This window comes from Streptomyces similanensis, from assembly GCF_039543625.1.
Classification (GTDB): domain Bacteria; phylum Actinomycetota; class Actinomycetes; order Streptomycetales; family Streptomycetaceae; genus Streptomyces; species Streptomyces similanensis.
Genome location: NZ_BAABKC010000070.1, coordinates 1 through 13,296, shown reverse-complemented (window position 1 = coordinate 13,296; position 13,296 = coordinate 1). Strand labels below are relative to the sequence as shown.

Here is a 13,296-nt window from a genome sequence, read left to right as displayed (position 1 = left end):
GCCCCATCAGTCCAGCCAGACGTAGCCCGCGAGCCGACCGGTGGTGCGGTCGCGGCGGTACGAGAAGTGATCGTCCGACTCGCGCGTGCACACCGGCGAGCGCTCCCGGTCGCGCACTCCGAGACGGGCGAGCTGCGCGTGCACTCCGGCGCTCACGTCGAGCGCCGGCGTGCCCCAGCTCGTCTCGGCGTGTGCCGCCGGCTCGACGGCGGCGACCTCGGCGCGCATCGCCTCCGGCACCTCGTAGCACCGGCCGCAGACGGCCGGTCCGGTGCGGGCGACGATCCGGGCCGGTTCGGCGCCGAGCGAGGCCATCGCCTCGACGGCGGCCGGGACGACCTGCGCGACCATGCCGGGCCGGCCCGCGTGCGCCGCGCCGACCACCCCGGCGACCGGGTCGGCCAGCAGCACCGGCACGCAGTCGGCGGTCAGCACGGCGAGCGCGAGCGAGCGGGTGGCGGTGACCAGGCCGTCGACCGCCGGGACGGGCTCCGTGGTCCACGGTCCGTCCACCTCGGCGACGTCGTTGCCGTGCACCTGGTTCATCCAGACCACCCGGGCCGGGTCGAGTCCCAGGGACTCGGCGGCGCGTTCCCGGTTGGCGCGCACGGCCCCGGGGTCGTCGCCGACCGCGCCGCCGAGGTTCAGCTCCTCGTACGGAACGGCGCTCACCCCGCCCCACCGGTCGGTGAAGGCGAAGTGCGCGCCGTCCACGGTGTCGCGCCGCCCTATCACTTCAGGAAGTCCGGGACGTCCAGTTCCTCGGCCGCGCTGTCGGTGTAGGTCCGCGGCGCCGGCGGGACCGCCGGGGTGGCCGGGATCTCGTGCACCGGCTCAGGGGCGACGGGCTCGGGCTCCTCCTTCGGCGTCACGCTGCCGAGCGAGCCGAAGGTCGGGCGGCTCTCGGGCTGGCGCGCCGGGGCGGGCTCCTCGCGGCGGGGCGCGGAGGAGGCGGTGCCGAGGACGTTGTCCCGGCGGGCCGGCGGCTGGCCGCCGTCGAAGCCGGCCGCGATCACGGTGACCCGCACCTCGTCGCCGAGGGCGTCGTCGATGACCGCGCCGAAGATGATGTTGGCCTCGGGGTGGGCGGCCTCGCTGACCAGTTGGGCCGCTTCGTTGATCTCGAACAGGCCGAGGTCGGAGCCGCCGGAGATGGAGAGCAGCACGCCGCGGGCGCCGTCGATGGACGCCTCCAGCAGCGGGGAGGAGATCGCCATCTCGGCCGCGGCCACCGCGCGGTCGTCGCCGCGGGCCGAGCCGATGCCCATGAGGGCCGAACCGGCCTCGGACATGACCGACTTGACGTCGGCGAAGTCGAGGTTGATCAGACCGGGGGTGGTGATGAGGTCGGTGATGCCCTGCACACCGGAGAGCAGCACCTGGTCGGCGGACTTGAACGCGTCGAGCACGCTGACCTGGCGGTCCGAGATGGACAGCAGCCGGTCGTTGGGGATCACGATGAGGGTGTCGACCTCTTCGCGCAGTTCGGCGATGCCGTCCTCGGCCTGGTTGGCCCGGCGCCGTCCCTCGAAGGTGAACGGGCGGGTGACCACGCCGATGGTGAGGGCGCCGAGCGAGCGCGCGATGTTGGCCACGACGGGCGCGCCGCCGGTGCCGGTGCCGCCGCCTTCACCGGCCGTCACGAAGACCATGTCGGCCCCCTTGAGGACCTCCTCGATCTCCTCGCGGTGGTCTTCGGCGGCCTTGCGGCCGACGGCCGGATTGGCTCCGGCGCCGAGTCCGCGGGTGAGTTCGCGGCCCACGTCGAGCTTGACGTCGGCGTCGCTCATCAACAGCGCCTGTGCGTCGGTGTTGATGGCGATGAACTCGACGCCCTTGAGGCCGACCTCGATCATCCGGTTGATGGCATTGACACCACCGCCGCCGACACCGATGACCTTGATGACTGCGAGGTAGTTCTGCGGTGCTGCCACGTCGAAGGCCTCTCGCCTCGAATTACGTTGCCGTCGCTGCGCGGTTGCCCGCGTCGCGGCGGCTGATGCCGAATGGGACGGTCCGTCACGCCGACCCGAACCCTAACCCTGAAGTTTAGGGTTACCAGTGTGCCTGTTCCTTGAAGTCTTCTGAACAGGACACTAAGTCGACAAGTGGCGCCCGTTCAACGAACACGCCGAACCTCCCGTTTTTCTTTTCACCCTATGTGATCAGCCATAGCGCTGCCCAACCAGGGTGCTGGCCTGCGCTGATGTGCGTCAACTCGCCGCTGACGCGGGCGCGCTGGGGACGCTGACGTCGAAGTGCCGTGCGTCCGGGGCCGCTTTCATCAGCGCGGTCAGCGCGCGGGCCTTCTCCCGGCTGCGGTCGCCGCTGCCCCAGGCGACGGTGCGGCCGTCGGTCAACTCCAGCGAGATGTCGTCGTAGGTGCGGACCTTGACGGCGCGGGTGCGGTGGGCGACCTGGGCCGGGAGGTGGCCGGAGACCGTCACCGCCGCGCGCACCAGCCGGTCCTCGCCGAAGCGGCGCAGGCTCGCGGCCGAGGAGGCGGACCGGGAGAGGGCCAGTTCCATGACCGGCACGCCCCGGGGCGACCGGGAGACCGTGGCGAAGCGGACCCCGGAGGCGTCCACTTCGACGAACTTCCCGCCCTTCTCCTCCACCATGACCGCTCTGCGCTCGACCACCTTCAGGTCGATCCCGTGCGGCCAGGAGCGCTCGACGCGCACCGAGTCGACCCGGGGCAGCCGGTGGCGCAGCCGGGCGGCGACGGCGCCGGTGTCCACGGAGACCAGCGGGTCGCCGAGGGGCACCGCGGCGGCCTCGCGCACCTCCTCGGGCGTCAACACCCGGGTGCCGGAGACGGATACCCGCTCCACCCGGGTCCACGGGGAGCCGTAGAGCACCCACAGGACGCCGGCGGCGAGGAGGACGGCGGCCAGCGCCGAGACGGCGAGGGCGCGCGGGCTCGGCCGCCGCAGCCCGCGGACCAGAGGCGGGCCGGACGGTTTCTGCTGGCGTTCACCGCGCTCGGCGGTGCTCGGTCCGGCCACGCTCTCAAGTCCCTTCGGTCATATGGTCCTAACGGTGCGCGGCGATCGCCTTGTACACCATGCCGACCAGCAGGTCGTCGGCGTCCCGGCGGCCGAACTCACCGGCGGCGCGGGACATCTGGTACAGCCGGTGCGGATCGCCCAGCACCGGCAGGACGTTGGCCTGCACCCACTCGGGCGTCAGATCCGCGTCGTCGACCAGCAGTCCGCCGCCGGCCTTCACCAGCGGCTGGGCGTTCAGCCGCTGTTCGCCGTTGCCGATGGGCAGCGGGACGTAGGCGGCCGGGAGTCCGACGGCGGAGAGTTCGGCGACGGTCATCGCGCCGGCCCGGCAGAGCATCATGTCGGCCGCGGCGTACGCGAGGTCCATCCGGTCCAGGTAACTTACCGGGATGTACGGGGGCATCCCCGGCATCTGCTGGACGCGCGGCAGTTCGTTCTTCGGGCCGACCGCGTGCAGGATCTGGATGCCGGCCTGCTGGAGCCAGGGGGCGACCTGCTGGACCACCTCGTTGAGCCGGCGGGCGCCCTGGGAGCCGCCGGAGACCAGCAGCGTGGGCAGGTTGGGGTCGAGGCCGAACAGCGCGCGCGCCTCCGGACGCATCGCGGCCCGGTCCAGGGTGGCGATGGCGCGGCGCAGCGGGATGCCGATGTACTGCGCGCCGCGCAGCTTGCTGTCCGGGGTGGAGACGGCGACCTGGGCGGCGTAGCGGGAGCCGATCTTGTTGGCCAGGCCGGGGCGGGCGTTGGCCTCGTGGACCACGATGGGCACGCCGAGCCGCTTGGCGGCGAGGTAGCCGGGCAGCGCCACGTAGCCGCCGAAGCCGACCACGGCGTCGGCCTTGGTGCGCTCCAGGATCTGCTCGGCCGCCTTGATGGTGCCGCGCAGCCGGCCCGGGACGGTGATCAGCTCGGGGGTGGGCTTGCGCGGCAGCGGCACCGCCGGGATCAGGCCCAGCTCGTAGCCCCGCTCGGGCACGAGCCGGGTCTCCAGACCGCGCTCCGTGCCCAGGGCCGTGATTCCCACGGTCGGGTCCTGCCTGCGCAGGGCGTCCGCGAGGGCGAGCGCGGGCTCGATGTGGCCCGCGGTACCTCCGCCGGCGAGTACGACATGCACCGAAATTCACCGCTCTCCGGACGGACGCGCCGCCGAGGCGCGCCGTCGCATCGTGTTCCATCTCCGGGGCCCCTGGCCGGACCCCTGACCCGAGCTTTGCCCGGATCCGCGGTCCGACGCCCGGCCGGCCGCCCCGCCGGCCTCCCGGCCGGGTGTGCGGCCGGGCGTCCGGGCGGGTTTCCGCTCGGGCCTGCGGCCGGTCTTGCGGCCGGCCGCGGAACCTGTCGCCCGCTTTCTACCAAAGCGAGGTTGCCGCATGGCAAGCGCCGCCCGCGCAGCGGGCTCGTCGCGTGCGAAGGCGATCATCAGCCCGATGGCGAACATGGTCGGCAGCAGGGCGGACCCGCCGTAGGAGAACAGCGGGAGCGGGACGCCGGCGATCGGCAGCAGGCCGAGCACCGCACCGATGTTGATCACCGCCTGCGCGACGATCCAGGTGGTCACGCCTCCCGCGGCATACCTCACGAAGGGGTCCTCCGTGCGTCCGGCCACGCGGATGCCCGCATAGCCTAGAGCCGCGAACAGGGCGAGCACCGACAGCGTCCCGGCCAGGCCCAGCTCCTCACCGGTGACGGCGAAGATGAAGTCGGTGTGGGCCTCGGGGAGTTGGCCCCATTTTTCCACACTCGCGCCGAGTCCCGAACCGAAGAATCCGCCGGAGGCCAGGGCGTAGATGCCGTGCACCGCCTGCCAGCACTTGGAGGCGTCGGTGGAGCCGACGCAGGCGAACCGGTCCAGCCGGTTGGAGCTGGTCTTGATGAGGACCAGGCCGATCAGGGCGGCCACCGACAGCACGCCGACGAACAGCCGGGTGGGCGCGCCGGCCAGCCACAGCAGGCCGAAGAGGATGGCGGTGAGGATGATCGCGGTGCCCATGTCGCCGCCGAGCATGATCAGTCCGAGCAGCATGAAGGCGACCGGGACCAGCGGCACCAGCATGTGCTTCCACTGGGTCAGCAGCCGCTTCTCCTGCTTGCGGGCGATCAGGTCGGAGCCCCACAGCACCAGGGCCAGCTTGCCGATCTCGCTGGGCTGGATCTGGAAGGAGCCGCCGAGCGAGATCCAGTTCTGGTTGCCGTTGACCGACATCCCTATCCCGGGCACCTGCACCAGCGCCATCAGGAACACCGCGCCCGCCAGGATCGGGTAGGCCAGGGCGCGGTGCAGCTTGACCGGCATCCGGGAGGCGGCCAGCAGCAGTCCGGCGCCGATCACCGCGGCCAGCAGCTGCTTGCGGAAGAAGTAGGAGCCGGGCAGCGCCATCTGCAGCGCGGTGACCTGGGAGGCCGAGTAGACCATCACCAGGCCGAGCACCGTGATCAGCGAGCTGCCGCCGAGGATCAGGTAGTAGGCGGTCAGCGGCCGGTCCCACGCCTTGCGGGCGCGGGTGACCAGGGTGCGGACCGGGTTGTCGCGGGCCGGCCGGGCGGCGGGCCTGGGGGCGGCGCGCTGCACGGGCGGGCGGCGGGTGCGGCCGCGGGGGCCTTCGGGCTCAGCGGGCATCTGCGCCTCCGCCGTACGCCGGCCGCGTCCGTCCGGCTCGCATCGCGGGTCCCACGCGTCCCTCCAAGGTCGCCCGGCGGCGGGGCGGCCGGGTTCAGCGGGCGCCGAGTTCGCGAACGGCCTCCGCGAACGCGTCACCACGCTGGTTGTAGTTGGCGAACATGTCCATCGAGGCGCAGGCCGGAGCCAGCAGCACCGTGTCGCCGGGCCGGGCGAGCCGCTGCGCCTCCCGGACGGCCTGGAGCATCGCCCCAGTGTCGGTCCGGTCGAGGTCGACCACGGGGACCTCGGGCGCGTGTCGCGCGAGGGCCTCGCGGATCAGCGCGCGGTCGGCGCCGATGAGGACCGCGCCGCGCAGCCGCTTTCCGGCCTTGGCGACCAGCTCGTCGAAGGTCGCGCCCTTCGCCAGACCGCCCGCAATCCATACGATCGACTCATATGACGCCAACGAGGCTTCGGTGGCGTGGGTGTTGGTGGCCTTGGAGTCGTCCACGTAGGCGACGCCGTCCACGTCGGCCACGTGCGCGATGCGGTGGGCGTCCGGGGTGAAGGACCTGAGGCCGTCCCGGACCGCCGTCGCGGGCACGCCGAAGGCGCGCGCCAGGGCCGCCGCGGCAAGGGCGTTGGCGATGTTGTGCGGGGCGGGCGGGTTCACGTCCAGGACCTCGGCCAGCTCCTGCGCGTTCTTCTGCCGGTCCACCACGAAGGCGCGGTCCACCAGGAGGCCGTCCACGACGCCGAGTTGGGAGGGGCCGGGGGTGCCGAGGGTGAAGCCGACGGCGCGGCAGCCCTCCTCCACGTCCGCCGCGCGCACCAGGTCCTCGGTGGCCTTGTCGGCCGCGTTGTAGACGCAGGCGACCCGATTGCCCTCGTAGACGCGGCCCTTGTCGGCGGCGTACGCCTCCATGGAGCCGTGCCAGTCGAGATGGTCGGGGGCGAGGTTGAGGACCGCGGCCGAGTGCGCCCGGAGGGAGGGCGCCCAGTGCAGCTGGTAGCTGGAGAGTTCGACGGCGAGCACGTCGTACTCCTGCTCGCCGAGGACGGCGTCCAGCAGCGAGACGCCGATGTTGCCGACGGCCGCGGTGCGCAGGCCCGCCGCCGTCAGGATGGCGGCGAGCATCCGCACGGTGGTGGTCTTGCCGTTGGTGCCCGTGACGGCCAGCCACGGGGCGGCGTCGGGGCCGCGCAGCCGCCAGGCGAGTTCCACGTCGCCCCAGACCGGGACGCCGGCCCGCTCGGCGGCCTGGAACAGCGGCTTGTCCGGCTTCCAGCCGGGCGCGGTGACGATCAGCTCGGCGCCCTCGGGCAGGGTGTCCCCGTCACCGAGGCGCACGGCGACGCCCAGCGCCTCCAGTTCGGCCGCCTGCGCCCGGGCGCGCTCGTCGTCGCCGTCGTTGACGACGGTGACGTGCGCGCCGAGCCCGGCCAGGACCCTGGCCGCCGGTACCCCGGAGACGCCGAGTCCGGCGACGGTGACGTTCTTCCCCTGCCAGTCGGTCACTTGTCCGCTGCCCATCCCGCGTAGAAGAGGCCGAGTCCGACGATCACACAGATGCCCTGGATGATCCAGAAGCGGACCACCACGAGGACCTCGGACCAGCCCTTGAGTTCGAAGTGGTGCTGGAGTGGCGCCATCCGGAAGACGCGCCGTCCGGTGAGCCGGAAGGAGCCGACCTGGATGACCACCGACATGGTGATGAGCACGAACAGGCCGCCGAGCAGCGCCATCAGCAGCTCGGTGCGCGAGCAGATCGCCAGGCCCGCGAGGACGCCGCCGAGCGCCAGCGAACCGGTGTCGCCCATGAAGATCTTGGCCGGCGAGGTGTTCCACCACAGGAAGCCGAGGCAGGCGCCCATCAGGGCGGAGGCGATGACCGCGAGGTCGAGCGGATCGCGCACCTCGTAGCAGGCGTTGGGGTTGGTCAGCGTCACCGCGTTGGCGCAGGACTCCTGGAACTGCCAGACGCCGATGAAGGTGTAGGCGCCGAAGACCAGCACGGAGGCGCCGGTGGCCAGACCGTCCAGACCGTCGGTGAGGTTCACGCCGTTCGACATCGCGAGGATCATGAACAGCGCCCAGATCACGAACAGCACCGGGCCGATGGTCCAGCCGAAGTCGGTGATGAACGACAGCTTCGTGGACGCCGGGGTGTTGCCGCGGTTGTCGGAGAACTGCAGCGCCAGCACCGCGAAGCCGATGCCGACGATCAGCTGGCCGGCCATCTTCGCCTTGGCGCGCAGACCCAGCGAGCGGCGCTTGACGATCTTGATGTAGTCGTCCAGGAAGCCGACCAGGCCCATGCCGACCATCAGGCCCAGCACCAGCAGCCCCGAGTAGGTCGGGGCGTAGCCGGTGATGACCTTGGACAGGAAGTACGCGGCGACGGTGGCCAGGATGAAGGCGATGCCGCCCATCGTCGGCGTACCGCGCTTGCTGGCGTGCTCGCGCGGGCCGTCGTCGCGGATGTACTGCCCGTAGCCCTTGCGGGCGAGGAGCTTGATCAGCAGCGGAGTGCCGACCAGCGTCAGGAACAGGCCGATGACTCCCGCGAACAGGATCTGCTTCATCATCGGCCGGCGACCTCGCCTTCGGCAGCGGTCTCCAGCAGCGCCGTCGCGACGGCCTCCAGACCGACCGAACGGGACGCCTTCACGAGGACCACGTCCCCCGGGCGCAACTCGCTGCGCAACAGGTCGATCGCCGCCTGTGCGTCGGACACGTGCACCGACTCCTCACCCCACGAACCCTCGTTATATGCGCCCAGTTGCAGCCAGGACGCTTCCCTGCCCCCGACCGCGACGAGCTTGCTGACGTTGAGCCGGACGGCGAGCCGTCCGACCGCGTCGTGCTCGGCGAGCGCCTCGTCCCCGAGCTCGGCCATCTCGCCGAGCACCGCCCAGGTCCGCCGCCCCTTGCCCATGGCCACGAGCGCGCGCAGGGCGGCCCGCATGGACTCCGGGTTGGCGTTGTAGGCGTCGTTGACGACGGTCACGCCGTCCGGGCGCTCGGTGACCTCCATCCGCCAGCGGGAGAGGGAGCCCGCCTCGGAGAGCGCGGTGGCGATCTCGGTTGCGGACATGCCCAGCTCATGGGCGACGGCGGCCGCGGCGAGCGCGTTCGACACGTGGTGCTCACCGTACAGGCGCATGGTCACATCGGATGCACCGGAGGGTGTGTGAAGCCTGAAGGCGGGCTGTCCGCTGTCCGTGAGTCTCACGTTCTCGGCGCGTACGTCCGCTTCGTCGGACTCACCGAAAAGAACCACCTTCGCCTTCGTACGGGAGGCCATGGCCCGGACCAAGGGGTCGTCGGCGTTGAGGATCGCCGCGCCGCCGTCCTCGGCCGCGGGCAGGCTCTCCACCATCTCGCCCTTGGCCTGGGCGATCTGCTCCCGGCCGCCGAACTCCCCGATGTGGGCGGAGCCGACGTTGAGCACCAGGCCCACCTTCGGCGGGGTCAGCCCGGTGAGGTAGCGGATGTGGCCGATGCCGCGGGCGCCCATCTCCAGCACCAGGAAACGGGTCTCCTCGGTGGCGCTGAGGGCGGTCAGCGGCAGCCCGATCTCGTTGTTGAGCGAGCCCGGCGTGAACACCGTCGGCGCCTTGGCGCCGAGCACCTGGGCGATCAGGTCCTTGGTGCTGGTCTTGCCGGCCGAGCCGGTCAGCGCGACCAGGGTCGCGCCGAGCCGGTCGACGACGTGGCGGGCGAGGGCGCCGAGGGCGGCCTGGACGTCCTCCACCACGATCGCGGGCACGCCGACGGGGCGGGACGCCAGGACGGCGACCGCGCCCGCCGCCACCACGGCGGCGGCGAAGTCGTGGCCGTCCACGCGCTCGCCGACGAAGGCGACGAAGAGGCTGCCGGGCACCGCCTCGCGGGAGTCCCGGACGACGGGTCCGGTGACCTGGACGGACGGATCCGGTATGTCGTGCGTCTGCCCGCCGACGACTGCTGCGATCTCGGCGAGGGAGAGGGCGATCACAAGTTCATCCCCTGGGTCTTCTGGATTTTCATCCCTGGGTGTTCTGGATGGCTTCGCGGAGCACCTGGCGGTCGTCGAACGGACGGACCACCCCGGCGATGTCCTGGCCCTGCTCGTGGCCCTTGCCCGCGACCAGCACGGTGTCCCCGGGCCGGGCCCGGGCGACGGCGGCGGCGATGGCGGCGGCGCGCTCCTCGAAGAGCAGCACCTCGCCGCGCTCGTGGGCGGGCACCGAGGCCGCGCCCCGGAGCATGGCCGCCAGGATCGCGAGGGGGTCCTCGGAGCGGGGGTTGTCGGAGGTCAGCACGGCCGTGTCGGACAGCCGGGCCACGGCGGCGCCCATCGGCTCCCGCTTGGTGCGGTCGCGGTCGCCGCCGCAGCCGAGCACGACGTGCACCCGGCCCTTGGTGACCTTGCGCAGGGCGCGCAGCACCGACTCGACGGCGTCGGTCTTGTGCGCGTAGTCGACCACCGCGAGGTAGGGCTGGCCGGCGTCCACCCGCTCCAGGCGGCCCGGCACGCCCGGCACGGCGGCGATGCCGTCGGCGGCGGACTGCGCGTCGAGCCCGGCGGCGGCCAGGGCGACGATCGCGGCGAGGGTGTTGGCCACGTTGAACGGACCCGGCAGCGGCGAGCGGGCGGTGGCCCGCAGCCCCTCGGGGCCGGTCACGGTGAAGGTGGAGTCCATCGGGCCGACCTGGACGTCCTCGGCCCGCCAGTCGGCGTCGGGGTGCCCCTCGGCCGAGTAGGTGACGACCGGGACGGTGGCCTCCTTGGCCAGCCGCCGGCCGTACTCGTCGTCGAGGTTGACGACGCCGAGCCGGCTGCGGGCCGGGGTGAACAGCTGCGCCTTGGCCTGGAAGTAGTCCTCCATGCCGGAGTGGAACTCCATGTGCTCCGGGCTGAGGTTGGTGAAGACGGCGACGTCGAAGACGCAGCCGTCGACCCGGCCCAGCACCAGGGCGTGGCTGGAGACCTCCATGGCGACCGCCTCGACGCCGCGCTCGCGCATGACGGCGAACAGGGCCTGGAGGTCGGTGGCTTCGGGGGTGGTGCGCTCGGACTTGATGCGCTCCTCGCCGATCCGCGTCTCCACCGTGCCGATCAGGCCGGTGGCCTTCGCGGTCTTCAGGCCGCCCTCGACGAGGTAGGCGGTGGTGGTCTTGCCGGAGGTGCCGGTGATGCCGATCTGGAGCAGGTCGCGGCCCGGCCGGCCGTAGATCGTGGCGGCCAGTTCGCCCATCCGCGCGCGCGGGTCCTCGACGCTCAGCACCGGCAGGCCGGTGGCGGCGGCGCGTTCGGCGCCGGCCGGGTCGGTGAGCACGGCGACCGCGCCCAGGCTCGCCGCCTGGGTGACGAAGTCGGCGCCGTGCGCGCGGGCGCCGGGCAGGGCCGCGTACAGGTCGCCGGGGCGCACGGCGCGCGAGTCGTGGGTGATGCCCGTGACGTCGGCGGTGCGGTCCGGCCGCGCGGCACCCAGCTGATCGGCGAGCTCCGCGAGGGGGGTGGCGGAGATCCGAGCCGGTCGCGGCGGTCCCGGGTAGGTCACGGAAGCGCCTTTCTGGGTGGTTGGGGACTGATCAGCGTGTGGCACGGCGGTGAGCGTACCGGGCGTACCCGCCCGGGAGCGAAGTGAGGGCTGGGGGCGGGGACGGTTCCCGGGATCGGGGGTGATCGTTGTCACGGGCTGGTTCCTGGTGGTTCCGTGCGGGTGGTTCGGGTCGTACGGGCCCCGGCGGCGGGGCGGTCCGCGCCGCGGTGAGCGGCGGCGGCGCGGACCGGCCCGGGCGGCGGGGTCAGGGCTTGAAGTCCACGGGCAGGCTCGCGGCCTTCGCCCCGGTGGGCGGCACCTGAAGGGTCTTCAGCGCGAACTCCATGACCTGCTTGTAGATGGGGCCGCAGATCTGGCCGCCGTAGTAGTTGCCGCTGGTGGCGTTCTGGATCGCGCAGTAGACGGTGACGCGGGGGTTGTCGGCGGGCGCGAAGCCGGCGAAGGACGACGTGTAGCCGCGGTATCTGCCGGTGGCCGGATCCACTCGGTTGGCGGTGCCCGTCTTGCCCGCGACCCGGTACCCGGGGATGCGCGCCTTCATGCCGGTGCCCTGTTCGTCGTCCACCACGGACTCCAGCATCTGGGCGAGTTCCTTGGCCGTCCCGGCGCTCACCACGCGGTTGGTCGCGGGCTTCCGGGCCGGGGTGAAGTGGCCGTCGGCGCTCTTGGTGCCGCGCACCAGGGTCGGCTGGATCCGGACCCCGCCGTTGGCGATCGTCGAGTAGACGGAGGCCGCCTGCACGGCGTTGATGGAGACGCCCTGGCCGAAGGGGATCGTGTACTGCTGCGAAGTGGACCACTTCTCGGGCGGCGCGAGGATGCCCTTGGTCTCGCCGGGGAAGTCGAGGCCGGTGTAGCTGCCGATGCCGAACTTGCGCAGGTAGGAGTAGAGGACCTTGTTGGCCTCGGCCTGGGTCTTGCCGAGCTGTCCGGTGGCCTCGATGGTGCCGATGTTGCTGGACTTGGCGAGGACGCCGTTGAGCGTGAGGTACCAGGTCTTGTGGTCGATGTCGTCGTGGAAGAGCCGGTCGCCGCGGTGCAGCCGGTTGGGCACGACGACATGGGTGAGCGGGGTGGCCGCGTTCTCCTGGAGGACGGCGGCCATCGACATGAGCTTGGCGGTGGAGCCGGGCTCGAAGGCGTCCTGGACGGCGGCGTTGCCGAGCGCGGCCGGGTCGGCGTGGGCGAGGTCGCCGGGGTCGAAGCCCGGGGAGTTCGCCATGGCGAGGATCTCGCCGGTGCGGGTGTCCTGGACGATCACGTAGCCGCGGTCCGCCTCGGACTTGCGCACCTGCTCGGTGATGGCGTTCTGGGCGGCCCACTGGATGTCGCGGTCGATGGTCAGCTCCACGTCGGAGCCGGGCACCGCCGGCGTCTGGGTGGAGCCGGCCGTGGGCACCTCGCGTCCGCCGGACTGGGCGTAGCGGATCTTGCCGGGCTTGCCGGACAGCTCCTTGTCGAGCTGCTGTTCGATACCGCCGCCGCCCTTGCCCTCGGAGTTGACCCAGCCGAGCAGGGCGGCGCCGAGGTCGCCGTTGGGGTAGACGCGCTTGCTGCTGGGGTCGGAGAAGACGCCGGCGAGGACGTTGACCGTGCTCTTGTCGCTCTGCGCCTTCTTGGTGAGGGCGGCCTTCAGGTCCTTGATCTGCTTCCACACCTGCGGGGTCTGCCGGCGGGCCAGCAGGACGTAGCGGGTGTTGCGCGTCTTCAGCTTCCTGACCAGGCCGGCCTGGTCCTGCCCGAGGATCGGGGCGAGCAGGGCAGCGGCCTGCTCGGGACCGTCGCCGGTCTTCAGCGTCTCCCGGGTGAACATGGTGGGGTCGGCGGTGATGTCGTCGGCGTCCACGCTGGCCGCGAGGGCCACGCCGTCGCGGTCGGTGATGCCGCCCCGCTCGGCGGCGATGGTGTGGACGACGTAGCGGTTCTCGTCGGCCTTGGCGGCGTAGGCGGCGGCGTCCACGGCCTGCACCTGGAGCAGCCGGACGACGAAGACCAGCAGCACCAGGGTGAGCGCCACGGCGATCAGGCGCAGCCGCGGGCGGGGGCTGCCGAGCCTGAGGACCCGTACGGGCGGCGGCCGCCAGGTGGAGTGGGGGCGGCGGGCCGGGCGGGCGCCGGGGCCGGGGCGGCGGC

General features: G+C 72.4%; 10 protein-coding genes. All 10 read right to left on the bottom strand.

Translation table 11 applies throughout. The features are described 5' to 3' along the window. Window positions 1–6: 6 nt before the first annotated feature. On the bottom strand, window positions 7–735 hold the full coding sequence (pgeF, locus tag ABEB07_RS22915) for a peptidoglycan editing factor PgeF (protein ID WP_345670069.1): 729 nt from the start codon (window positions 733–735) through the stop codon (window positions 7–9). Beyond that, window positions 732–1,934 (bottom strand): cell division protein FtsZ, encoded by a 1,203-nt coding sequence (ftsZ, locus tag ABEB07_RS22910; RefSeq protein WP_176148600.1) that lies wholly within the window; start codon window positions 1,932–1,934, stop codon window positions 732–734. Before ftsZ ends, pgeF begins: the two co-directional genes overlap by 4 nt. Window positions 1,935–2,213: 279 nt before the next feature. Further along, entirely contained in the window at window positions 2,214–3,008 is a 795-nt protein-coding gene (locus ABEB07_RS22905; protein WP_176148601.1) for a cell division protein FtsQ/DivIB, read from the bottom strand. A 28-nt stretch (window positions 3,009–3,036) separates the two neighbouring features. Further along, the gene (gene murG, locus ABEB07_RS22900; protein WP_164581628.1) at window positions 3,037–4,125 is read right to left on the bottom strand and encodes an undecaprenyldiphospho-muramoylpentapeptide beta-N-acetylglucosaminyltransferase; all 1,089 of its coding nucleotides are present in this window, start codon (window positions 4,123–4,125) and stop codon (window positions 3,037–3,039) included. 6 nt (window positions 4,126–4,131) lie between these two features. Further along, window positions 4,132–5,628 carry a putative lipid II flippase FtsW gene (gene ftsW, locus ABEB07_RS22895; protein ID WP_176148602.1) on the bottom strand — a complete coding sequence of 499 codons (1,497 nt, stop codon included), beginning with the start codon at window positions 5,626–5,628 and terminating at the stop codon, window positions 4,132–4,134. A 94-nt stretch (window positions 5,629–5,722) separates the two neighbouring features. Beyond that, entirely contained in the window at window positions 5,723–7,144 is a 1,422-nt protein-coding gene (murD, locus tag ABEB07_RS22890; protein WP_345670068.1) for a UDP-N-acetylmuramoyl-L-alanine--D-glutamate ligase, read from the bottom strand. After that, on the bottom strand, window positions 7,126–8,196 hold the full coding sequence (gene mraY / locus ABEB07_RS22885; RefSeq protein WP_164581639.1) for a phospho-N-acetylmuramoyl-pentapeptide-transferase: 1,071 nt from the start codon (window positions 8,194–8,196) through the stop codon (window positions 7,126–7,128). Before mraY ends, murD begins: the two co-directional genes overlap by 19 nt. After that, window positions 8,196–9,611 carry a UDP-N-acetylmuramoyl-tripeptide--D-alanyl-D-alanine ligase gene (locus ABEB07_RS22880; protein ID WP_176148604.1) on the bottom strand — a complete coding sequence of 472 codons (1,416 nt, stop codon included), beginning with the start codon at window positions 9,609–9,611 and terminating at the stop codon, window positions 8,196–8,198. Before ABEB07_RS22880 ends, mraY begins: the two co-directional genes overlap by 1 nt. Before the next feature lie 28 nt (window positions 9,612–9,639). Further along, window positions 9,640–11,295, bottom strand: coding sequence for a UDP-N-acetylmuramoyl-L-alanyl-D-glutamate--2,6-diaminopimelate ligase (locus tag ABEB07_RS22875; protein WP_345670067.1), 1,656 nt, complete (start codon window positions 11,293–11,295; stop codon window positions 9,640–9,642). Between the two features lie 112 nt (window positions 11,296–11,407). Beyond that, a partial coding sequence (locus tag ABEB07_RS22870; RefSeq protein WP_345670066.1) for a peptidoglycan D,D-transpeptidase FtsI family protein occupies window positions 11,408–13,296 on the bottom strand: 1,889 nt, incomplete at its 5' end.

Coding starts and splice junctions, on each gene's coding strand:
- ftsW (WP_176148602.1), bottom strand. CDS start 5,628: ATGCCCGCTGAGCCCGAAGGCCCCCGCGGCCGCACCCGCCGCCCGCCC.
- murD (WP_345670068.1), bottom strand. CDS start 7,144: ATGGGCAGCGGACAAGTGACCGACTGGCAGGGGAAGAACGTCACCGTC.
- mraY (WP_164581639.1), bottom strand. CDS start 8,196: ATGAAGCAGATCCTGTTCGCGGGAGTCATCGGCCTGTTCCTGACGCTG.